The 23,713-nt window shown below is 54.8% G+C and carries 21 protein-coding genes; 6 read left to right on the top strand and 15 right to left on the bottom strand.

Annotated features, from left to right (window positions below):
• Positions 1 to 205: 205 nt before the first annotated feature.
• Positions 206 to 751, bottom strand: a complete 546-nt coding sequence (locus Q3A88_RS20265; RefSeq protein WP_317178541.1) for a flavin reductase — start codon at positions 749 to 751, stop codon at positions 206 to 208.
• A gap of 319 nt (positions 752 to 1,070) precedes the next feature.
• Between Q3A88_RS20265 and Q3A88_RS20260 the strand changes: the two genes are divergently transcribed.
• The 6 genes from Q3A88_RS20260 to Q3A88_RS20235 all read left to right on the top strand — a co-directional run bounded on the left by Q3A88_RS20260 (position 1,071) and on the right by Q3A88_RS20235 (position 6,908).
• Positions 1,071 to 2,399, top strand: coding sequence for an LLM class flavin-dependent oxidoreductase (locus tag Q3A88_RS20260; protein ID WP_317178540.1), 1,329 nt, complete (start codon positions 1,071 to 1,073; stop codon positions 2,397 to 2,399).
• 22 nt (positions 2,400 to 2,421) lie between these two features.
• The gene (locus Q3A88_RS20255) at positions 2,422 to 3,357 is read left to right on the top strand and encodes an ABC transporter substrate-binding protein (RefSeq protein ID WP_317178539.1); all 936 of its coding nucleotides are present in this window, start codon (positions 2,422 to 2,424) and stop codon (positions 3,355 to 3,357) included.
• Between the two features lie 67 nt (positions 3,358 to 3,424).
• On the top strand, positions 3,425 to 4,393 hold the full coding sequence (locus tag Q3A88_RS20250) for an ABC transporter substrate-binding protein (protein ID WP_317178538.1): 969 nt from the start codon (positions 3,425 to 3,427) through the stop codon (positions 4,391 to 4,393).
• Between the two features lie 84 nt (positions 4,394 to 4,477).
• Positions 4,478 to 5,032, top strand: coding sequence for a GNAT family N-acetyltransferase (locus Q3A88_RS20245; protein ID WP_010285686.1), 555 nt, complete (start codon positions 4,478 to 4,480; stop codon positions 5,030 to 5,032).
• 82 nt (positions 5,033 to 5,114) lie between these two features.
• Positions 5,115 to 6,059, top strand: coding sequence for an amino acid ABC transporter permease (locus Q3A88_RS20240; protein ID WP_039501086.1), 945 nt, complete (start codon positions 5,115 to 5,117; stop codon positions 6,057 to 6,059).
• A 24-nt stretch (positions 6,060 to 6,083) separates the two neighbouring features.
• Positions 6,084 to 6,908 (top strand): amino acid ABC transporter ATP-binding protein, encoded by an 825-nt coding sequence (locus Q3A88_RS20235; protein WP_014915501.1) that lies wholly within the window; start codon positions 6,084 to 6,086, stop codon positions 6,906 to 6,908.
• Between the two features lie 34 nt (positions 6,909 to 6,942).
• On the opposite strand, the gene arsC is transcribed toward Q3A88_RS20235, so the two are convergent.
• From arsC to Q3A88_RS20165, 14 genes are all read right to left on the bottom strand, one after another.
• Entirely contained in the window at positions 6,943 to 7,368 is a 426-nt protein-coding gene (arsC, locus tag Q3A88_RS20230; protein ID WP_317178537.1) for a glutaredoxin-dependent arsenate reductase, read from the bottom strand.
• A gap of 9 nt (positions 7,369 to 7,377) precedes the next feature.
• Positions 7,378 to 8,670: an arsenic transporter gene (locus Q3A88_RS20225; RefSeq protein ID WP_317178536.1), complete on the bottom strand. Its 1,293-nt coding sequence runs from the start codon at positions 8,668 to 8,670 to the stop codon at positions 7,378 to 7,380.
• 46 nt (positions 8,671 to 8,716) lie between these two features.
• Positions 8,717 to 9,037: a metalloregulator ArsR/SmtB family transcription factor gene (locus tag Q3A88_RS20220; protein ID WP_110163277.1), complete on the bottom strand. Its 321-nt coding sequence runs from the start codon at positions 9,035 to 9,037 to the stop codon at positions 8,717 to 8,719.
• Positions 9,038 to 9,180: 143 nt separating this feature from the next.
• Positions 9,181 to 9,627 carry a hypothetical protein gene (locus Q3A88_RS20215; RefSeq protein ID WP_317178535.1) on the bottom strand — a complete coding sequence of 149 codons (447 nt, stop codon included), beginning with the start codon at positions 9,625 to 9,627 and terminating at the stop codon, positions 9,181 to 9,183.
• Positions 9,628 to 9,744: 117 nt separating this feature from the next.
• Complete coding sequence (urtE, locus tag Q3A88_RS20210) at positions 9,745 to 10,443, bottom strand: urea ABC transporter ATP-binding subunit UrtE (protein ID WP_100016819.1); 699 nt, start codon at positions 10,441 to 10,443, stop codon at positions 9,745 to 9,747.
• 1 nt (position 10,444) lies between these two features.
• Positions 10,445 to 11,233 (bottom strand): urea ABC transporter ATP-binding protein UrtD, encoded by a 789-nt coding sequence (urtD, locus tag Q3A88_RS20205; protein ID WP_181393579.1) that lies wholly within the window; start codon positions 11,231 to 11,233, stop codon positions 10,445 to 10,447.
• 76 nt (positions 11,234 to 11,309) lie between these two features.
• Positions 11,310 to 12,386, bottom strand: coding sequence for an urea ABC transporter permease subunit UrtC (gene urtC / locus Q3A88_RS20200; RefSeq protein ID WP_205592456.1), 1,077 nt, complete (start codon positions 12,384 to 12,386; stop codon positions 11,310 to 11,312).
• A 23-nt stretch (positions 12,387 to 12,409) separates the two neighbouring features.
• On the bottom strand, positions 12,410 to 13,999 hold the full coding sequence (urtB, locus tag Q3A88_RS20195) for an urea ABC transporter permease subunit UrtB (RefSeq protein ID WP_317178534.1): 1,590 nt from the start codon (positions 13,997 to 13,999) through the stop codon (positions 12,410 to 12,412).
• Positions 14,000 to 14,055: 56 nt separating this feature from the next.
• On the bottom strand, positions 14,056 to 15,324 hold the full coding sequence (gene urtA, locus Q3A88_RS20190) for an urea ABC transporter substrate-binding protein (RefSeq protein WP_039286352.1): 1,269 nt from the start codon (positions 15,322 to 15,324) through the stop codon (positions 14,056 to 14,058).
• On the bottom strand, positions 15,321 to 16,094 hold the full coding sequence (locus Q3A88_RS20185) for a GntR family transcriptional regulator (protein WP_317178533.1): 774 nt from the start codon (positions 16,092 to 16,094) through the stop codon (positions 15,321 to 15,323). The genes urtA and Q3A88_RS20185 overlap by 4 nt, the downstream gene beginning before the upstream one ends.
• A 72-nt stretch (positions 16,095 to 16,166) precedes the next feature.
• Entirely contained in the window at positions 16,167 to 19,781 is a 3,615-nt protein-coding gene (uca, locus tag Q3A88_RS20180) for an urea carboxylase (protein WP_317178532.1), read from the bottom strand.
• Complete coding sequence (gene atzF / locus Q3A88_RS20175) at positions 19,774 to 21,576, bottom strand: allophanate hydrolase (RefSeq protein ID WP_317178531.1); 1,803 nt, start codon at positions 21,574 to 21,576, stop codon at positions 19,774 to 19,776. The genes uca and atzF overlap by 8 nt, the downstream gene beginning before the upstream one ends.
• A gap of 256 nt (positions 21,577 to 21,832) precedes the next feature.
• Complete coding sequence (locus tag Q3A88_RS20170; protein ID WP_317178530.1) at positions 21,833 to 23,509, bottom strand: glycoside hydrolase family 43 protein; 1,677 nt, start codon at positions 23,507 to 23,509, stop codon at positions 21,833 to 21,835.
• Between the two features lie 113 nt (positions 23,510 to 23,622).
• Positions 23,623 to 23,713: IS1 family transposase (locus Q3A88_RS20165; protein WP_317178542.1), on the bottom strand; the 91-nt coding region annotated here is incomplete at its 5' end.

Here is a 23,713-nt window from a genome sequence, read left to right as displayed (position 1 = left end):
AAAGGTGAAACAGGGGATCTCAGCTGTAAGACAAGGTCTGACCTTATAGGAAGTACCAGATTCACCCTGTTTCAGGTGATGGTAGCTAACCACCACCCACTACATGGTTCAAGATACAAGGGAGGTACTTGCAGCGTCTTTACGATCTATCCATTACCACCGCTCAACGCACGTATATGGCTTAACGTATAGTCAGTGTATTTCATTAACCACGAACCGCATGATAACGGCGGGAAAAATACACCAGACCATCAGTGCTTTCGCCCTGCTTAATCGTTAACACCCGGCAAATGAAAATATCGTGCGTCGCCGCGCTCACCACCTCTTCAACCACGCAGTCAAACGCCACTAACGCATCCCGCAACACCGGCGAGCCCGTATGTAACACGTCCCACTCCGCCGCCGCAAACCGTTCTTCGGTAGACGAGCGACTGCCAAACAGCGACGACAGCGCTTCATGATGAGCGGTCAGCGTATTGATACACAAATGCGTATTCGCCTGAAACGTGGGATATACCGACGACCCGCGATTCAGACACACCAGCAGCGTACCGGGCGAATCGCTGACGCTGGACACGGCGGATGCCGTAAATCCGGCCTTACCTGCCGGGCCATCCGTCGTAACGACATTGACCGCCGCGCTCAGCTTTGCCATCGCATCGCGAAACGCCTGCTGGTCAACGATGGCAACCGCCGCAGAGAGAGCCGCGTCATTCGCGGTAACGAGTCGTTCAGCAACAAGATCAGACATTAAATGCTTCCTTTAAATACGGCGAGAGACACGATCATTAACATTATACTAACAAAATAAGCCGCGTCATCATCTGAAATTTTCGAATTTCATTATCCATTTTTGTTGTTTTACATCACGTCTCGCCTCATCAATAGTGAAAACACGCCATTAACGCCCTATTAACCTTTCTTTGAATACGTGAATGCCTATTGATGGCTTGTTAATTGATAGCCGGTTTATTGACGGACTGTTTTCACTTTCATGGAAGTACGACCAATTAAGAATAAACATATTCAACGAATAACAAGCACATTCAATTAATAAAAGGTTCCTGATAATGAGTAAAAAACACACATCTTCAAACCGACAATTAAGACTGGGTTTACTATTACAAGGCGCAGCAGGAAATATGTCCGCGTGGCGACATAAAAACGTCGTACCCGACGCCAGCATTAATTTTGGTTTTGTTCTGGATGCGGTAAAAAAAGCCGAACAAGGGAAATTTGATTTTGTCTTCGTGGCCGACGGCCTGTATATCAATGAAAAATCGATCCCCCACTTTCTCAATCGCTTTGAACCTCTGACATTACTGTCTGCGCTGGCTACCGTCACCACCCATATTGGTCTGGTCGGTACGCTCTCGACGTCGTATTCCGAACCCTTCACCACCGCCCGGCAATTCGCCAGCCTTGACCACCTGAGCAACGGTCGCGCAGGCTGGAACGTGGTGACATCGCCGCTGGAAGGATCGGCGAAAAACTTTTCCCGCGCACAGCACCCCGAACACGCGCTGCGCTACCGTATTGCCGATGAATTCCTTCAGGTGGCGAAAGGCCTGTGGGATTCCTGGGAAGACGATGCCTTTATTCGTGACAAAGCCAGCGGACAGTTTTTCGATCCCGAAAAGCTGCACACGCTGAACCATAAAGGGGAATTCTTCTCGGTACAGGGGCCGCTGAATATTGGCCGATCCGCGCAGGGTCGCCCTATTGTGTTTCAGGCCGGTGCATCTGAAGACGGCCAAAAATTGGCCGCCAAACACGCCGATGCCATCTTCACCCATCAACACACGCTGGAAGAATCGCAACGTTATTACCGCGAGGTAAAACAGAAGCTGGAAGAAAACGGTCGCCGGGCCGATCAACTGCATGTTTTTCAGGGCGTCAGCGTGATTGTTGGCAACGACGCGGAGGACGTCGAGCGTCAGTATCAGGAAACCGCCCAGTTGGTCACGATTGAGGATGCACTCAATTATCTGGGACGCTACTTTGAGCACTACGACTTCTCACAGCATCCGCTGGATGAACCGTTCCCCGATATCGGCGATCTGGGGAAAAACAGCTTCCGCAGCACCACCGATGAAATCAAACGCAACGCGCAGGAAAAAGGCTTAACGCTGCGGCAGGTCGCGCTGGAAGCGGCGTCACCGCGCCCCGTTTTCAGCGGTACGCCCGAACAGGTGGCGGATGGCTTACAACTCTGGTTTGAAAACGGTGCCGCCGACGGCTTCATCATTCAGGGCGGCACGCCGGATACGCTCAACCACTTTGTCGATCGCGTCGTTCCCCTACTGCAACAGCGCGGCCTGTTCCGTCAGGAGTATCCCGGCTACACGCTGCGGGAAAATCTGGCGCTGGATTATCCGGTGAATCAATTCACGCGTTAATTCGCGCAACAGGAGATTCACCGTGAAGCGTTCCTCTTTTATCAGCGTGACCGGTCTGGCGACATTATTGAGCGCCACGCTGGTAACCCATGCGCAAGCGCAAGATGCGGGATTCGTTAGCCGTATCGACCTGAAAGCCAACCAAACGCCTATTCGTACTGAGAAAAACGCTGAGGCTATCGCGCAGATCCCAGCTCATTTCAAATTCGTGACGCCGGGAAAACTGACGATTGCTGTCTCGGCGCTCAGTTCACCGCCGCTGTCGCTGCTGGCTGACGATAACAAAACGCTTATCGGCAGCGATGCCGATATCGCGCGACTGGTTGCCGACGGCCTCGGGCTGGAGCTGAAACTGGTGCCCGCCTCTTGGGAAGATTGGCCGCTAGGCATCACCGCGGGGAAATATGACGCCGCCATTTTCAATATCGCGGTGACAAAGCTCCGCAAAGAGAAGTTCGACTTCGCCACGTATCGCATTGATACGCTGGGTTTCTACGTGAAATCGACCAGCAAGATTACGTCGATTAACAAACCGGAGGACGTGGCAGGTCTGAAAGTGATTGTCGGTTCCGGCACCAATCAGGAAAACATTCTGCTGGGCTGGGATCGGCAAAACCGCGCCAACGGCCTTCCTCCCGTACAGCCTGTCTACGTCACCGATGATGCTGCCGCCAACCTGAGCATTCAGTCCGGGCGCGTCGATGCGTTTTTCGGTCCGCACTCCATCGGGGCCTATAAAGCGGCGCTGACAGGCAAGACACGCATGGTAGGCAAAGGTCCGACGGTTGCTTACGTCGCGGTCACCACGCAGAAAGGTAACGGTCTGGCGCAGCCCATCAGCACCGCCATCAATGGCGCAATCCACAACGGCAGCTATGCGCAGGTGCTGGACCGCTGGGGGGAAGACGATGAAAAAATTACACAGTCCGTCGTGAACCCGCCAGGTATCGGTGATTAAGTAAAAATGGCACACCACAAAGTGACAGCGTCACAATTATAACAACTCACCTGCAAGGGAAAGACAAATGCAAAAAGAGATCGCTTATTCATCCAAGACGCATCGTGTACGTTCATCGCTGTTGACAAGGCTACTGACGGGATCGCTGCTGCTCGGCACATTTTCCGTCACGACAGCACAGGCTGCCATCGACCTGAAAGCCAATCAGCAGCCGATCCATGCCCCGAAAAATGCGGAGGCTATCGCACAGATTCCTGCTGACTTTACCTTCGTCACGCCGGGTAAATTCACTGTCGCGATTGCCGCGCTGGGATCGTCACCGCCGCTGGCGTTTCTGGCCGACGACAACAAAACCGTAGTAGGCAGCGAGCCGGATATCGCCAGGCTGGTGGCCGATAGCCTCGGTCTGGAACTCAATATTGTCCCCACCTCATGGGAAGACTGGCCGCTCGGCGTCGCTTCCGGTAAGTATGACGCCGCCATCATCAACATTACCGTCACCAAAACACGTAAGGAAAAGTTCGATTTCGCCACCTACCGCATCGACTCACTCGGCTTCTATGTGAAATCCACCAGTAAGATTCATTCCATTAAGGAAGCAAAGGACATCGCTGGACTGAAGATTATTGTCGGCTCCGGCACCAATCAGGAAGCGGTGCTGCTGGCGTGGGATAAGCAGAATCGCGCTAACGGCCTGCCCGCTTTTCAGCCGGTTTATGTCACGGACGATGCGGCCGCCAACCTGAGTCTGCAATCCGGTCGTTCCGATGCCTATTTCGGCCCCAACGTGATCGGTGCCTACAAAGCGGAGCTGACTGGCAAGGTTAAGCATGTCGGTACGGTCAACGGCGGCTACCCCAACGTCGCACATATCGCGGTCACCACGCGCAAAGGCAGCGGGCTAGTACAGCCAATTAATACCGCGCTGAACGGCGTAATTAAAAGCGGTGAATACGACAAGGTGCTGAACCGCTGGGGAGAAAGCATCGAACGTATTGACCGTTCAGAAATCAATCCGCCAGGACTGGGCGATTAATATCGCCGATGGCTATCGGGACGCCACGCTAGACACGCAATGGTTACCGATAGCTCAAATATGTTAACGAATCAGGAGCATCCCATGTCCGACGACATCTTCATTGTGACCCAGCCCGAGGACCCTATCGTGGCCCCTATTATCGACGGCTTGTTCGCGGAATATGAACAGCGCTATGGCGACTTTTTTGGTGAGCGGGAAAGCGATCCACCGGGAATCTACCAGCAGCCGCACGGCATTTTTATTGCGCTGCTGCGTCGGGGCGTACCGATTGCCACCGGCGCGTTTAAACGCTACGACAGCACTACTGCCGAAATTAAGCGGGTATGGACGGATAGCTCACTGCGTCGTCAGGGGCTGGCAGGAAAAGTAATGCAGGAGCTGGAGCAGCACGCCCGTCGGTTAGGCTATCAGCACTTTTTCCTGACCACGGGTTTCCGCCAGCCAGAAGCGGTGAACCTCTATCTGAGCCACGGTTATACGCCTCAGTTCGATATCCGCGTCGATCCCGCAACCTACAGCATTCCGCCTTACGATGGACGGCTGCCGTTTAAGAAAGCGCTGTTTGACGTAGCAGCGCCTCAGGCTGCTCGCCAAACGGAAGTCGATCTTATCGCTCGCCATTTGAAAGTGTGTTGACCCCAGCACACCGAGACTCACCCTGTGCGGTGATTAAAAGCAAAAGGACGTTTTTCAGAATCACCTTCAAAGGGTATCGATTATGACGCAATCTCTACACACGTCTTCTCAGCAAGCACCGCTGGGCCAGACACAGGAACCGCCGTTGCACGTTGTGCCCGCGCGTTATCCCTTTCGTGTTGCCGGGGCACTATTCTCCCTGTTTATTTTTGCCGGGGTTATTCAGTCCATTGCGCTGAACCCGCGCTGGGAATGGGCAGTCTTTGCCGAGTGGTTTTTCAATCCAGTCATTCTCGCCGGTCTGGGGCAAACGCTGCTGTTGACCGCGTTGGGCACGTTATTCAGCATTATTTTCGGCACCGCATTGGCGCTGGCTCGGCTTTCGCCGTCTTATCTGCTGTCCACGCTATCGTGGCTGTATATCTGGCTATTCCGATCGCTGCCGCTGATTCTGGTGCTGATCATTCTCTACAATTTCTCGTATCTCTATGACGAGCTGGCGCTGGGAATTCCGTTTACCTCCGTGGTCTTCCTGCGCTATCCAACCATCGATTTACTGGATCAGTTTTCCGTCGCGGTACTCGGCCTGACGCTGGTGCAATCCGCCTATACGGCAGAGATCATTCGCGGCGGCATTCTTGGCGTCGATGCCGGCCAGTTTGAAGCCTCCGCAGCACTCGGTCTGCCCGGCGGCCGCCGTACAGTGCGCATCATTCTGCCACAGGCGCTGCGTTCGATTCTGCCGACCGGTTTCAATGAGATCATCAGTCTGGCAAAAGGCACGTCGATCGTTTACGTACTGGCGCTGCCAGAGCTGTTTTATACCGTTCAGGTCATTTACAACCGTACGCAGCAGGTTATTCCGCTACTGATGGTCGCTACGATCTGGTATCTGCTGATCACCACGGTGCTATCCGTCATCCAATACTACGTGGAACGCTATGTGTCCCGCGGTGCCGTGCGTGAAATGCCGCCAACACCGCGCCAGAGGCTCATCCGTTTCCTCACGCGTAAGCACGCACGTTAATCTACCCAATTCTGGAGAGTCACCATGTCTGAAGCTATCGACTACTTTGCTCACGCGCGCACCACCGCACAGCCACAGGCAGAAAGCGCTCGCGGGCTGATTGAGATCCGCAACGTGGCGAAACACTTTGGTCAGCACAAAGCGCTGGAGGATATCAATCTGACGCTGGCACCCGGTTCTGTCACGGTGATCCTGGGGCCGTCCGGTTCGGGCAAATCCACGCTGCTGCGTACCATTAATCACCTTGAGCGCGTGGATGAAGGTTTTATCCGCATCGACGGCGACTACATCGGCTATCGGCGCAAAGGAAATACGCTCTATGAATTGAAAGAAAAGGAAGTACTACGCCAGCGCATCAACGTCGGCTATGTGTTTCAGAACTTCAATCTGTTCCCACACCTTTCCGTGTTGGAAAACATCATTGAAGCCCCGTTGGCGCATAAGCTGTATTCGCGTCAGGAAGCCGAAGATATTGCCTTTACTCTGCTGGAAAGCGTCGGCTTGCGCCATAAAGCACAGTCTTATCCCCGTCACCTGTCTGGCGGCCAGCAGCAGCGCGTCGCCATCGCCCGCGCGCTGGCACTTAAGCCGAAAGTGATGTTGTTTGATGAACCGACGTCCGCGCTCGATCCCGAGCTGGTTGGGGAAGTGTTGGATGTGATCAAATCGCTCGCCCGATCCGGCGTAACGCTGGTTGTCGTCACACATGAAATCGGCTTTGCGCGCGAAGTCGCTGACCGTGTGGTGTTCATGGTAGACGGGAAAATTGTCGAAAGCGGCGATTCCTGGCAGGTGCTGAACCACCCTCGCCACCCGCGGACGATCAACTTTTTGAATAAGGTGCTGTGAGAAAGCGCATTGAGCCAGATGACTCCTTCTGGCTCTATTTCACGCGTTGGCCCAATTTATCAGTGACTTTTTCACCATCTTCTTTGGTGAATACGCCTCGCTGCGGATCGGGAAGAATATCCAGCACCTGCTCTGATGGACGACATAGTCGGGTTCCCAACGGAGTAACGACAATCGGACGGTTTATCAGGATCGGATATTGCAACATGAAATCAATGAGCTGTTCGTCAGTAAATCTTTCTTCAGCAAGCCCCAGTTGTGTGTAAGGTTCTACGTTCTTGCGCAGCAAGGCTCGAACCGTGATTCCCATGTCATCAATGAGCGTCACCAGTTCATCACGCGAAGGCGGCGTATCAAGATAGTAAATCACCGTGGGTTCCGCACCGCTATTACGGATCATCTCCAGCGTATTACGCGAGGTGCCGCAGTCGGGGTTGTGGTAAATCGTTATTTTGCTCATATCGATATCTCATGGCAGCGTGATGGATAGCCGCAGTGCCAGCGCAACCAGCGTGACAAGCAGCACAGGCAGTGTCATGACAATTCCGATACGGAAATAGTATCCCCAACTGATCGTCATGTTTTTCTGTGATAACACATGTAACCAAAGCAGTGTCGCCAGGCTGCCAATAGGCGTAATTTTGGGTCCTAAATCGCAACCAATGACGTTGGCATAAATCATTGCGTCTTTAACAACACCAGATGCGGTGCTGCCGTCGATAGATAAGGCACCAATCAACACGGTGGGCATATTGTTCATGATTGAGGAAAGCAGTGCGGCCATAAAGCCAGTGCCAAGTGTGGCAGTCCACAGTCCTTTCTCCGCAAACAGATTCAGAATACTGGAAAGATATTCTGTTAACCCCGCGTTGCGCAGGCCATAGACCACTAAATACATACCGAGTGAGAAAATTACGATCTGCCATGGCGCACCACGCAGTACCTTACCCGTATTGATGGCATGACCTTTTTTTGCCACTGCGAGCAGAATAGTTGCGCCCACGGCCGCAATAGCACTGACGGGAATCCCCAAAGGTTCGAGGACGAAAAATCCGGTAAGCAAAAGCACCAAAACAATCCAACCCGCTCTGAACGTTGCCAGATCTTTAATGGCACTTGCCGGTGCTTTCAGCCGAGATACGTCGTAGGTTGCAGGGATATCCTTGCGAAAAAACAGGTGTAACATAATCAACGTCGCGATAATCGCTGCAATATCGACGGGAACCATAACCGATGCATATTCAGCAAACCCAAGGTTGAAAAAATCGGCAGACACAATGTTAACCAGATTAGAAACAATCAGCGGCAGGCTAGCCGTATCAGCAATAAATCCTGCAGCCATAACGAATGCCAGCGTCGTACCAGTGCTGAACCCCAAAGCCAACAGCATCGCAATCACAATCGGCGTGAGGATCAGCGCAGCGCCGTCATTGGCAAACAACGCAGAAACAGCAGCGCCCAGTAAAACAATCCAGGTAAACAACAGACGCCCGCGCCCGTTTCCCCATCGGGATACGTGCAATGCCGCCCATTCAAAAAAACCCGATTCATCAAGCAATAGGCTGATGACAATCACCGCAATAAACGTCGCCGTCGCGTTCCAGACAATATTCCAGACAACCGGAATATCATTGAGGTGAATGACCCCGCTGAACAGCGCGAATACGGCCCCGATGCTGGCACTCCATCCGATACTGAGACCTCTGGGTTGCCAAATCACCAGGATCAAGGTCAGTAAAAATATGATTCCTGCCAATAACATTTCAAACCTCATCACATATGGAAAAAAGAATATATCTCTTCCTATTTCAGCATGAAGAAGAAGCGGATTTAGCTAGACACAGACGCACGTCATCACGCAGGCATTGCCATGCGGTACTAATCGTTTCTGCGGCCCAAGCTGGCATGTGTGGCGACAATCGATAATGAATCCATTTCCCTTCACGGCGATCAAGAACTAAACCTGACTCACGTAATATTGCCATATGGCGGGAAATTTTAGGCTGAGACTCCGTGGTGGCAGCGCAGATATCACAGACGCACAATTCTCCCGCTTCTCTGAGCAGCAGGATGATGGATAGCCGAGTCTCATCGGAAAGGATTTTGAAAAGTTGGACGGGCTGTAGCATTTTTGGCTCTCAATACACTCCATATACACATATGTTAATTCATATGTATTGAAATTAAAATCCTCTAATGCAAAAATGTGGTTAAGGAACAAAAGGAATGACGCTGAAACTTAAGTACAATGGAGCCATTGCGCCTGACATGATTATTTGAGTGGCAATGACTCAATATACGGACTGCTGTAAACCTGCACCACCACGCTTTTATCTGTATCGAACGTCGCCACCGTCACAACATCATGCGTGCCCGCCGCTCGCCAACATTCAGCCTCAACATCGCAACGATCCTGCTTCTCATAACCCATTGACGTCAGATACGTATGAACCTTGCTGGTATCTTCAGTACCATAAAAATTCACCGTCCATACTTTAGCTTCCGGGCCGGTTACGTTCGAAAAATTGAAATCATAGCGAGCGGTAATGCGCGGCATATTTTTCAGAATATCGGGGGTATAGAACGCATATTCCCTTTCATCCTGTTCGGTATAGTGCGCACTACCGGAAAAATTCATGTTGATATATGGCCATATCGTAGCGGCTGCAGCAGCAACGATGATGCCGATAACAGCAAAAATCTTCAGCGGTTTACTCATCCTTAAGTTCCTTTTCCCTCTTAGCTGAAGGTAAACAATGAATTATCCTCTTAAGGTCGTATTTTACACAGTTTATTCGTTCAGCCTGAAATTTTTGTCCTGGCAGCGTGGACACATTTAAATCGCGACTAGACCCCGCACGCCGTCCTGTTCCATCGTTTCACCTCGCCCGCGCTGTATGATTTCCCCGCGTGACATCACCAGATAGCTGTCGGCCAGTTCGGCGGCGAAGTCGTAAAATTGCTCGACCAGCAGAATCGCCATGTCACCACGCTGTGCCAGTTGGCGGATGACTGAGCCGATCTCTTTGATTACCGACGGCTGTATACCTTCCGTCGGCTCATCCAGAATCAGCAGTTGCGGTTTACAGGCTAGCGCACGTCCAATCGCCAACTGTTGTTGTTGTCCACCGGACAAATCGCCGCCGCGCCGCTGCTTCATTTCATCCAGCACCGGGAAAAGTTGATAGATTTCATCCGGCACCTGCCGCGCCTGTTTGCCCGGAAAGCGTGACAGCCCCATCAGCAGGTTCTCTTCCACCGTCAGACGAGGAAAAATCTCTCGCCCCTGCGGCACGTAGGCAATGCCAGACTGCACGCGCTGATAGGGTTTACGTGAGTTAATCGCTTCGCCCTGCCAGCGAATCGTGCCGGACTTCGCCGGAATCAACCCCATCAGGCATTTCAGCAACGTGGTTTTCCCCACGCCGTTGCGCCCTAACAGACAGGTAATTTCGCCGGGTTTTACCTCAAACGACAGTCCGCGCAGAATGTGGCTACCGCCGTAATATTGATTCAGTTCAGCAATCTCTAACATGTTAGCGCCCCAGATAAACGTCAATCACCTGCTCATTCGCCTGCACTTCACGCAGCGATCCCTCCGCCAGCACCTGCCCTTGATGCAGCACGGTCACGCGGTCAGCGATGCTCTCGACAAAGCCCATATCGTGTTCCACTACCATCAACGAGTGTTTTCCCGCCAGACTGCGAAATAGCTCGGCGGTATAGGCCGTTTCGGCGTCCGTCATCCCCGCCGCAGGTTCATCAAGCAGCAGTAAATGCGGCTCTTGTACCAGCAGCATGCCAATCTCCAGAAGCTGCTTTTGCCCATGCGACAACAGCCCAGCAGGTCGCTGACGTTCATGACCGAGCCGCAGCAGCGCCAGCGTCTCATCAATCCGGTCACGCTGCTCGCTGTTCAGTCTGGCACGCAGACTCGCCCACACCGATTTATCCGTTTTCAATGCGATATCGAGGTTTTCAAACACCGTCAGCGCTTCAAATACCGTCGGTTTTTGGAATTTCCGGCCAATTCCCGCACGGGCGATGTCTACCGGCGACAGCGTCGTCAGATCGGTGTATTGATCGTAAAATGCCTTGCCGTTATCCGGTCGCGTTTTTCCGGTGATGACATCCATCAACGTCGTTTTCCCCGCGCCGTTTGGGCCGATGATGCAGCGCAGTTCCCCTACGCCAATCTGCAATGAGAGATCGGTAAGCGCACGGAAGCCGTCAAAACTCACGTTAATCTTGTCGAGTTGCAGCACCGGATCGGTCTGATGCCGATGGCGATCCGACGGGTGCGGTTGCGCGAACTTTGGTTCCATCAATACGGGCTGAGCCGCAACCGTTTGTGAAAGCGCGGTTTGTGAAGGCACTGGAACCGATGGCACAGATAAAGACTCAGTCATGTTTCTTCCTCGTCAGTAATCCAATCACGCCACGCGGCAAAAACAGCGTGACGAGAATAAACATCAGCCCCAAAAAGAACAGCCAGTATTCGGGAAAGGCGACGGTAAACCAGCTTTTCGCCCCGTTGACGATGCCCGCGCCGAGCAGCGGTCCGATCAGCGTTCCGCGCCCGCCCAGCGCCACCCAAATGGCGGCTTCGATGGAGTTGGTCGGCGACATTTCGCCAGGATTGATAATGCCGACCTGCGGCACATAGAGTGCGCCCGCCAGCCCGCACAGCACCGCAGAAAGGGTCCAGACAAACAGCTTGAAGCCTTTCGGATCGTAGCCGCAGAACATCAGACGGTTTTCCGCATCACGCACCGCTGTGAGTACGCGACCAAATTTACTGCGCGCCAGCGCAAATCCCACCAGCAGGCTGGCAATCAACAGCAGCACGGTAGCGACAAACAGCCCAATGCGCGTACCGGTAGCCGTAATGGGGAAACCGAGCAGCGTCGTAAAACCGGTAAATCCGTTATTACCGCCAAAGCCGGTTTCGTTACGGAAGAACAGCAGCATGCCAGCGTAGGTCAGCGCCTGCGTCATGATTGAGAAATACACGCCTTTGATTTTGGAACGGAACGCAAACCAGCCGAACACAAACGCCAGTATGCCCGGCACCAGCACAATCAGGCACAGCGCCCAGACGAAATGCTGGGTTCCGGCCCAAAACCACGGCAGTTCCGTCCACGACAGAAATGACATAAACGCAGGCATTCCTTCACCCGCCGCCTGCCGCATCAGGTACATGCCCATCGCGTAGCCGCCCAGCGCAAAAAACAGGCCGTGACCGAGCGACAGCAGCCCGGCGTAGCCCCACACCAGATCCAGCGCGACGGCGACAATTGCATAGCATAGAATTTTGCCGATCAGCGTCAGCGTATAGGTCGAGATCGCGAGCGGATTCTCTGCGGGCAATAGCGCGAGAAACGGCAGGACCAGCAAAGCCAGAAAAACGATCGAACCAAGACCAAGCATGAGCCGCGGCGCACGCTGCGTCAGGGTTATTGTCATGGGCTGTTTAATGGGTTGCGTAATAGGTTGCGTCATCAGTCAATCACCCGTCCTTTGAATGCAAACAGCCCCTGTGGCCGTTTCTGAATAAACAGCACGATCAATATCAGAATGACGATTTTTCCCAGCACGGCACCAATCTGCGGCTCGAGCACTTTATTAAGAATGCCGAGGCTGAACGCAGCGACCACCGTCCCCGCCAGTTGCCCAACGCCGCCCAGCACGACGACGAGGAAGGAATCAATGATGTAACCTTGTCCCAATTCCGGCCCGACGTTGCCCAGTTGCGACAGCGCTACGCCGCCCAGCCCGGCGATGCCGGAGCCCAGCCCAAAAGCCAGCATATCGACGCGCCCGGTCGGCACGCCGCAGCAGTCCGCCATCGCACGGTTTTGCGTCACCGCACGCACATTCATGCCAAGACGGGTTTTATTGAGGAGTAGCCAGGTGAGCAGCAGCACGCCGAGGACGAACACAATCACCGCGATGCGGTTATACGGCAGTACCAGATTCGGCAACAGGCGCAGCCCGCCAGACAGCCACGCGGGGTTTGCAACTTCCAGATTTTGCGTACCGAACAGCATCCGCACCAGTTGGATCAGCATCAGGCTGATACCCCAGGTCGCCAGCAGCGTTTCCAGCGGTCGGCCATAAAGATGGCGAATCACCGTACGCTCCAGAACCATACCGACGCCAGCGGTGATAAAGAAGGCAACAGGCAGCGCCAGCAGCGGGTAATACGCCAGCCAGCTCGGCGCAAACTGCTGGCACAGGGACTGCACCAGCCAGGTCGCGTACGCGCCCAGCATCAGCATTTCGCCGTGCGCCATGTTGATAACGCCCAATAGCCCGTAAGTAATCGCCAGTCCCAGCGCCGCCAGCAGCAGGATAGAGCCGAGCGATAGCCCGGTAAACGCCTGCCCCAGCAGATCGCCCACGATCAAACTTTGCTTAATCTGATCCAGGCTCTCCTGCGCCGCCGCCCGCACGCCGGTATCCGGCTCGTTCTGCGCCTGCGTTAGCGGCTGTAAACGCGCCTGCATCTGCGGGTCGCCGGTCTGCCCTAAGCGTTTGACCGCCTCAAGACGCACCAGCGAATTGGGGTCGCTTAGCTGCCGAGTCGCAATAGCGGTATTCAGCGCGTCATGTACCTGCGCATCTTTCTCTACGCGAAGACGCTGTACCAACAGCGGCAGTTGTTCCGCACTGCTGTCGCTCTGTAGCTGTCGCACGGCATTCAGGCGCGTTGCGGCATCATCGCTGACGAGTTGATGCGAAGCCAGCGCGGTGGCCACCAGCCCACGCAACCGGTTATTCATAAACAATTTTTTGGTCGCGCCCACCGGTTCCGCATTCCCTTCCAGCGGGGTTAACGTGCCCTGCACGTCCATAAACGGTTGCTGGTTCCGATCAAGCACGACCGACTCGTCGCGCAGCGCCTGTAACAGCGGCAAACGTGCGGGTTCCGGCGCAGCGGCCCATTGTTGCAACAATTCAGCCTGCTGCGTGCGGCTGGCGGCGGCGAAATCAGCCGCAGGCCCAGCCTGCGCGAACAGGGGAAACATCAGACACAGCGACAGCACAAACGTAGATAATCGATGACTCATCATCGCAATGTCCGCCATATAAGAGAGGGAATATCCCCGTCCGACATACTGGACGGGGCGTATAGGACCGATGCTTACTGCGCGGCTTTGATTGGATGATCGGGTTTCTTATCATTGCCGGCGATGTACGGGCTCCACGGCTGGGCACGGACCGGCTGATCGGTTTGCCAGACCACGTTGAACTGACCGTTTTCCTCAATCTCACCAATCATCACCGGCTTGTGCAGATGGTGGTTGGTCTTGTCCATCGTCAGCGTAAAGCCATCCGGTGCGGCAAAGGTCTGTCCGGCCATCGCGGCGCGGACTTTATCTACGTCCGTGGTGCCCGCTTTCTCTACCGCTTGCGCCCACATATGAATGCCGACATACGTGGCTTCCATCGGATCGTTAGTCACCACCGTGCCCGCGTTCGGCAGGTTTTTCGCTTTGGCATAGGCTTTGTAGGCTTCCACGAAGTCGGCATTGGTTGGGTTATCGACCGACTCAAAGTAGTTCCACGCGGCTAAGTGGCCGACCAGCGGTTTGGTATCGATCCCGCGCAGCTCTTCTTCACCGACAGAGAACGCGACAACCGGTACATCGGTGGCTTTGATTCCCTGATTCGCCAGCTCTTTATAGAACGGCACGTTGGAATCACCGTTGATGGTGGAAACCACTGCGGTCTTACCGCCCGTCGAGAACTTCTTGATGTTGGAAACGATGGTCTGATAATCGCTGTGGCCAAACGGCGTATACACTTCCTCAATATCTTTATCCTGCACGCCTTTGGAATGCAGGAACGCGCGCAGGATCTTGTTGGTGGTACGCGGATACACATAGTCCGTACCCAACAGGAAGAAACGCTTCGCCGCCCCGCCGTCTTCACTCATCAGGTATTCCACGGCTGGGATCGCCTGCTGATTCGGTGCCGCGCCGGTGTAGAACACGTTCGGCGACATCTCTTCACCTTCATACTGCACCGGGTAGAACAACAGCCCGTTCAATTCCTCAAACACCGGCAGGACCGACTTGCGCGACACCGATGTCCAGCAGCCGAACACCACCGCCGCTTTGTCCTGCGTCAGCAGTTGACGCGCTTTCTCGGCAAACAGCGGCCAGTTTGACGCTGGATCGACCACCACCGGCTCCAGTTTTTTACCCAACACGCCGCCTTTGGCATTGATTTCATCAATGGTCATCAGCGCCACATCCTTCAGCGGCGTTTCCGAAATCGCCATCGTACCGGACAGCGAATGCATAATGCCGACTTTGATGGTGTCCGCCGCCTGCACGCTCCAGGTCAACCCCATACCAACCACTGTCGCAGAAAGCGCAAAAACTTTTAGCAATGAACGTCTTTTCATTTATTAGCCCTTAAGTCGTGTTGAGTGAGAATGGAATCATGTGAGGCGTCAGGTGAAACAGATGCGGTTGAAACCGATTGAGGCCGCGCCTGCTGTAGCATGTGTAAGGTGATCTTTCTGACTTCGGCCTTACTGACGGCGATGTGATCGGTCAGAATGCGCTGTGCCTCCTCGGTGTGCTGTTGCAATATCGCCAGCAGAATGCGGGCATGTTCTTTATAGGTTGCGTCGATACGATCCTCGCGGGTGAAATCGAGACGGCGAATAATGCGGATTTTCTCCGTCAGTTCGCCATGAACCCGCGCCATTTCGCTGTTGCCCGCCGCCGTCACCAGCCCACGGTGAAACCCTTCGTCGTAGCGGGAGACGATCTTGCCGTCGTCCAGACGCGGATCCTCAATCCAGAAGCGTTTCAGGTCCGCCAATAGCTCGGTGCAGCGCCCCGGCGGCATCCCGCACAGCCGACGAATGGCTTCGCGCTCCAGCACAATGCGAAAGTCATACAGTTCTTCGAAATATTCGAAATCAAACGGACGAACCTGCCAGCCGCTGCGGAAATAGACTTCGACATAGCCTTCCCGCTCCAGCCAGAACAGCGCCTGACGCACCGGTGTGCGGCTGACCGACATCCGCTCGGCAATTTCATTTTCACTAAAGCGGTCACCCGGCATCAGACGAAAGTCGAAAATGTCGTTTTTCAGCGTTTGATAGACCCGCTCCGCCAGCACTTCCGGGCGATCTTTACTGCTCTTTTGTGTGCCTGCTCGCATCGTGTTCTCCGTTTCACCGTTTATTACCGTTGGTCCGTTTATTCAGGCTTTCGCTTTCGTTTCAATCGGTTCTTACTCCAGCCACAGCAAGGCATCGCCGGGGCTGACCGGTCGTCCCGGCTGGCAACCAATGCGTTTCACCCGACCAGATTGCGGTGCGCTAATCGTCAGCTCCATCTTCATCGCTTCGACGATAATCAGCGGCTGTCCGGCTTCGATAACATCCCCCACGTTCACCAACACTTTCCAGATGTTGCCGTTCATATCCGCGCTGACCTGAAACGCGCTCTCGTCGTTCTCCACAGGCGCGGCCGAAACCACGTCCTGCGGCGTGCTGTCATCCTCCTGCTGCCACAGCGCCACTTCCGTTTCAAACGCCGTGGCCTGACGCTGGCGGAACGCGGCAATATCGTCGGCCTGCGTCGTCAGGAAGCGTGAGTGTTCAGCAAAATCAAATTGGGTTTCTTCGATGCGAATTGCCGCGCGTCCTTCGCGGAAGTCATCACGCAGCGCCGTAAGTTCGGCTTCGCTGACCGGATAAAACCGCACCTGATCGAAGAAACGCAGCAGCCACGGTTCACCCGCAATGAATTGATCGTTTTTGAGGAATTTGTTCCAGATAGGCAGCGTGCGCCCCACCAGTTGATAGCCGCCCGGCGAATCCATGCCATAGATGCACATGTACATCCCGCCGATACCAACGGTGCCTTCGGCGGTGAAAGTACGCGCCGGATTGTATTTGGAACTCAGCAGACGGTGGCGCGGATCGACCGGCACCGCACAGGGCGCGCCGAGATAAACGTCACCTAATCCCAGAATCAGGTAGCTGGCATCGAAAATGATGTCGCGCACATCATTACGGCTCGCCAAGCCATTAATGCGTTGAATGAAATCGACGTTATTCGGCAGCCAGGGTGCGCTGGCGCGTACGGTTTCACGGTAGCGTTCCACCGCGCCGAGCGTAGCGCTGTCTTCAAACGCCATCGGCAAATAGACGATGCGCGACGGCACTTTCATCTGGCTCACGTCGCCAAGCTGACTTTCCAGATGCAGCAGCACGTCCAACAGCGCATGCTGACGGATAATTCGGCTGTCGTAGCGCACCTGTAGCGACCGCACGCCGGGCGACAGTTCTTCGATCCCCGCCGTTTCTGAGGCGCGGATCGCTACCATTAGCAGGTGAACACGCAGCCGCAGTGCCAGATCGAGCACGTTCTCACCGTATTCGATCAGAATGTAGTTATCCCCCGCCTGACGATACACGGCAGCGGGTGTCGTCGCCGTAGCGGGTACCGCAGCCAGCACCGTGGCAGAACCGTATTCCGTTGTCGCCAACGAAGGCACATCAAACGTGGGCGAATGCGCCGTACCCAGCGTGGACACGCAGGTAGACTGCGCCTGTTCCAGCGCCAGCGCTTCGTCCGCGCTAATAGGATGGAAACGGATACGGTCGCCCGGCTTAACCTGACCGACTTTCCACAGTTCCGCTTTGGCGATGGTGACCGGACAGACAAATCCGCCCAGACTCGGCCCGTCCCGTGTGAGGATCACCGGGAAATCGCCGGTAAAATTCACGGCGCCAATGGCATATTCACAGTCGTGAACGTTAGAAGGATGCAGACCCGCCTCGCCGCCGTTCGCCCGCGTCCAGGTGGGTTTCGGCCCGACCAGACGCACGCCCAGCCGGTTCGAGTTGTAGTGCACCTGCCATTCCGCTGCGAAGAATTCATCAATCGCCGCATGGGTAAAGAAATCCGGTGCGCCATGTGGGCCATAGAGCACGCCAATGCGCCACTCATCGCCGTAGTGCGGAATCAGTGCGGCGTCTACGGACTGCGGGGCGCTCACCGGCGCGGGCGTAGTGCAGGCGGGCAAGTCGGGTTGAGAAATCGCCAGCATATCCGCCACGCGCAGCGTTCGTCCGGCATGACCGCCAAATTCCCCCAGCGCGAACGTCGAACGGCTACCGAGATATTGCGGCACATCAATGCCGTTGCGTACTGCCAGATAGGTACGACAGCCAGACTGCGCGCGCCCCAGCGTCAGTGTTTGCCCGGCCGTTACCGTCACCGGTTGCCAGTATGGCACCGTTTCTCCATCCAGCGTCGCCGGACAGTCTGCGCCCGTCAGCGCAATCACCGCCTCGCGGTGAAAACGCAGCGTCGGGCCTTGCAGCGTAAACTCCAGCCCTGCCGCGGCCTCATCGTTGCCGACAATACGGTTCGCCAGCCGAAACGCGAAGTCGTCCATCGGGCCAGACGGTGGCACGCCGATATCCCAATAGCCAAGGCGTCCGGGATAGTCCTGCACGCTGCTCCAGGTACCGGGTTGAATCACTTCAATCACCGAGGCAGATGGCGTAAAGCTGTCGAGCATCCGCGTCCACACGGTTCCATTACGGAATGCGTCGGTAGCGACAATCTGGCGCAGGTAATCCAGATTGGTGGCAATACCGTGCAAACGTGTGGCATTCAGCGCCTGTTGCATCTTATCCAGCGCCAGTTCACGGGTTTCCGCGTGAACGATCAGTTTGGCGATCATCGGATCGTAATACGCCGATACTTCGGTGCCGGTGCTCACCCAGCCGTCAACCCGCACGCCATCGGGAAACGCCACTTCGGTCAGCACGCCGGGGCTAGGCTGGAAGTTTTTCAGCGGATCTTCCGCGTAAATACGCACCTCTATCGCGGCGCCACGCGGAGCCTGCATTAGTTGTGCCCAGTCCAATGGTTCATCCGCCGCGACGCGCAGCATGGATTCGACCAAATCCAGCCCGGTGACGCACTCCGTCACCGGATGTTCAACCTGCAAACGGGTATTCACTTCGAGGAAAAAGAACGCATCGCGCTCGGCGTCGTAGATATATTCCACCGTTCCCGCACTGCGGTAGTTAACCAGCTCGCCGAGCTTCACCGCCGAGGCCAGCAGCTCTGCTCGCGTAGCGTCCGGCAAATGCGGTGCGGGGGTTTCTTCCACGACTTTCTGGTTACGGCGTTGCAGTGAACAATCGCGTTCACCCAGCGCCACCACGCGGCCTTTACCATCGCCAAAAATCTGTACTTCGACGTGACGCGCCCGATCGATGCAGCGTTCAAGAAAAACGCCTGCATCGCTAAAGAACTGTTCACCCAACCGGCGCACGCTTTCCCACGCAGCCTGTAGTGCTTCTGCATCCGCGCAGCGCGTCAGGCCAATGCCGCCGCCCCCCGCGGTACTTTTCAGCATGACCGGATAGCCGATGTCTTCGGCGGCGACCAGCGCGTCCTCCAGCGAGGCCAGCAGCGGCGTTCCCGGCGTCATCGGCACACCGGCAGCAGCGGCCAATTCACGGGCGCGGTGTTTCAGGCCAAACTCGCCAATTTGCTGCGCGGTTGGCCCGACAAACGCAATGCCGGCCTTTTCACACGCGGCGGCAAATGGCAGGCTTTCTGACAGAAAACCGTAGCCCGGCCAGACAGCCTCTGCCCCCGTCTGTTGGGCGGCAGCCAGTACCTTATCGATACACAGATAGCTGTCGCTGGCCTTCTCGCCGCCAATCGGTACAGCAATATCTGCGTCTTTCACATGCTGCGCGTTTTTATCCGCATCGGAATACATCGCCACGCTGGTTATTCCCAGGCGTTTCAGCGTGCGTATAGCGCGACAGGCAATTTCACCGCGGTTAGCGATCAATACCGTCTTAAACATGGGACGCCTCCTGACGGGTAAGCCAGTGACGCCAGCCGCCAAATTCGGTGATATCCACGGCATCGCTCAGCGCAGCCGGTTCGCAGATAAAGCCTTTAACCTGTCGCCCGTCGATTAACGTCAGCGTACCCATGCCTAACGGCGCGGGAATTTCTGCGACAAACTCACCAAAGCGTGCCAGCGGGATGTCCCACAGCTCGACGATAATCGCCGCGCCGTCGGTGCTTTTCGCTAAACCGGGCTTGGCCGGTTGCGTGTTCGCCAGCGCATAAAGGCGATAGTTCTCCGCCGTGTGCGTCTCTTCTACCCGCACGGCATCGCGGCTGGTCAGTTGGTGATTGAGCGGCATGCCCGTCAGGTGTGCGCCAACAACGGCGAGGCGAACGTGCAATGCCGAAGGCGGCAAGGTGCCTGATACTGCGGGCAGCGCTTTTCCTGTTGCTCCCAGCGTGAGCGCTAATTGCGCCTGCCAGCGCAGGCCAAAGCTGGCTAATGCGCGGTCATGCCAGGCGGGCGCAATCAGCGTGATTCCCGCCGGTAAACCATCGGTACGGAAAGGTGCTGGTAGCGCCAGCGCCGAGAGATCGGCCAGATTGGTAAAGTTGGTGTAAGTGCCCAACTGAGAGTTGTAACGCACCGGCTCTTGCTTCATCGCTTCACGCGTGTGGATCGTCGGCGAAGTCGGTACGACTAATGCATCGAACGACGCCAGCGTCTGCTGAATCTGACGCGCCAGTTCGGCACGCAGGTACTCAGCTTTAAACGCCTCTACCGCGCTGAAGCGCTCACCGTTCGCCACAATGCCATGCACCACCGGATCCATATTTTCTGGCTGTTGCAGCATGTCGCCCACCGCGACCGTGCGTTCCGCTACCCAGGGGCCTTGATAAAGCTGATCGGCTAGCTGCGTGAAGATACTGAAATCGATCGGGTGCAGCGTCGCGCCCGCTGCTTCCAATTCCACCAGCGCGTGCTGCCATGCCGTCTGCGCGACAGCATCAGAAAAGAAAGTGGGATCGCTGGGAATAGCAAAGCGTGGATTCGCTGGCAGTGCCGCAGGCGTACTGGCGGGATGGCTGCGCGAGTAGGCATCCGTTGCATCGTACCCGCCAGCCAGTTCAGCAACGGTAAATGCATCGTCGACGGTCAGCGCAAACACGGAAATCGTATCATTCAGGCGACAGGCAGGTACGACACCGCTTGCCGATAGCCACCCTTTCGTCGGCTTCAGGCCGACAATATTGTTAAACCCGGCAGGAACGCGCCCCGACCCGGCGGTATCGGTTCCCAGCGAAAACGCAACCAGCCCGCGCGCCAGTACCGAAGCCGATCCTGAACTGGAACCGCCGCTGATGTATTCCGCATTAAAGGTGTTTGGCACCACACCGAACGGTGAGCGCGTGCCGACCAGACCGGTCGCAAACTGGTCGAGGTTGGTTTTACCAATGACAATCGCCCCCGCCGCTTTCAGTTTGGCAACGGCAGTCGCGTCTTCGTCGGCCAGATAGGTAAATGCCGGACACGCCGCACTTGTTGGAAAGCCCGCGACATCAATATTGTCTTTGACGGCAAAAGGAACGCCGAACAGCGGCAGCGCATCTGGATTGTCACGATATCGGGGCAACAGCGCCGCAATCTGTGCCTGAAGCAATTCAGGTGTCGCTAACGCGATCCACGCCGGATCGTCCGACGACAAGCTGGCGAGCAGCGCGCCTAACGTTTCACCAACACGATCGGCCTGCTGTTGATAATGCTGTTTCCATTCCTGAAGCGTGAGCCCTGTCATTCTTGGCATGATGTGAATCCCATCTGGTATACAAGATTGAATTCACTAAAGCGAAAACCATGCCAGCTTTTACCCTGTTGATTTTTATGAAATTAAACTGAGACGCTCAATTTCTATGCACAAAAAAGGAACAACCGTGCGCCATCGCGGAGCACGGTTGCTGTGGTTAATGGGTAAACAAGACGTCAACGTCCATGGTTATTTCTGACGCATAGTTATTTATGACACATGGTTATTTATGACGCATAGTTATCTATGACGATAATTATTCAACGTCTCGGGCTTCGTCCGTCTGATAGTCGAAGAAATCAAATGCGGCAGCATGCTGGTGCAATACACTGTCTACACAGGCAATCCCAACAAACGTTCCGGTAAATTCGCCATGTTGGCTATATTCATCCGAGAATTTGATCGTTTCATAGACCTTTCCGACCGATTGATAATGCACATCGTCATACGACCAGGCGAAGAATATCGACCGCCCTTCAATCGTCAGCCGTAAATAAACCGCATCGGCGCTAAGCCGCGTGCTGCCCTGCCAGTCTTCACGCTTCGCGCCATTTCCCATATGGATAACGGCGAGCGCTGCGCACTGATTTTCTTCGTCATAGTGCTTTTGTAAGTAGAGGTAATTCATATTGTCGTAGTACAACACCAGCCCTGCACTATGCTGGAACACCTCTGGCGTAAAATGCATTTTGGTTTTCACTGTTGCATAAACAGAGGTCAATTTTCTGGCCAGCAGGCTGACTTTATTCGTGGAACTGAGCGACTCCTGCCCGCGTAAACTGACATGGCTTGCCCGGCTTTCCAGATCGGTAAACGAGTTAGGATGAATTCGTGGGGCGTAGTAATGCAGAGCGAGCGAGTCATCATCAAAGTGGTCGCGCACGGGCGGCACGAACGACGGTGATTCCGGCAAGGCGCTCGGCTCGACCATCTCTTTCGCAATATTGTCATCTCCCGCCAGCCGCATCCAGCCATCCGCCGTCCAGCGCATTTTCTGTATTCCCGATTCACGCCCTAGCGGGCAGCATAATTCTGGCCGGAAAGGTCGCGCGCAAAGATGGACTAAATACACCTCTCCTTCCGGCGTTTCGACATAGCTGCCATGACCCGCTTTTTGTATTTTCACCTCTGGGTTAAAACACTCCGGCCGCAGATAGTCTTTCACGCCTAAAATAGAAAAATCAGGCTTCTCATATTCCGCATTATTCTTTTCAAACAGCGTCGGATTTACCGACGTGAGAATCGGGTTGCTCGCATCGCTTTCATAAGGCCCCCAGACCTGTTCCGCCCGTGCCATCGTCACACAATGCCCGTAGCCCGTTCCGCCTTCCGCGCACATCAGATAATAGTAACGCCCACGCTTTGTCAGGTGCGGCCCTTCCGCACCGATTCCCGTCATGCCCGACCAGATCCTTTTCGGGTAACCGATGACGGACCGCGTTTCTGGCGAATACTCCACCAGAGAAATCGCGCCATTGTGGCCATCGCGCGTTTCCCAGTCGACGGCCACAATCCATTTCCGCCCGTCATCATCATGCAAAATCGAGGCATCATAACCACCGGAATGCAAATAGACAGGCTCACTCCAGGGACCGGTAATTTCCGGCGCGGTAATCAAATAATTGTCCACATCGAAATATCGGCCATGCATCGAGTTCATGACGCCGTAAATGACGTAAAAAAGCTGTTCTTCCTCGCACCACGTCAGGCAAGGTGCCCAGATTCCCTTTGCCGAAGGCAGTCGCGTTAAATCAACGTACTTTTCATCACTCAAAACGTGGGTATACAACGTCCAGTTTTTTAAATCCGTAGAATGGTAAATCGGTATGCCGGGAAACCATTCAAAAGAGGAAACGGCCACATAATAATCATCATTACGACGGCAAATAGACGGATCGGGATTGAACCCTTTAAAAATAGGATTATTGATCATAAAGCACTCCGTTATAAATTATTCTTGAGAAAGATAACGTCAGGCAGCATTATCTATATGGCTACTGTTTCTATGGACCCCGTATTGGTCACGTATTCAATATGTAGATCAGGTCATTGCAGATAATGTTCACGTTCGATGAATGTGCCGATTATCTTGTCATGCATTTCCACTGATTTTGAGTACCCGATAGTTTTACGATTC

This window comes from Pectobacterium sp. HCp5_1, assembly GCF_032905925.1.
Taxonomy (GTDB): Bacteria; Pseudomonadota; Gammaproteobacteria; order Enterobacterales; family Enterobacteriaceae; genus Pectobacterium; species Pectobacterium brasiliense_A.
The sequence above is the reverse complement of the archived record's forward strand: the minus strand, read 5'-3'. Positions and strand labels throughout refer to the sequence as shown.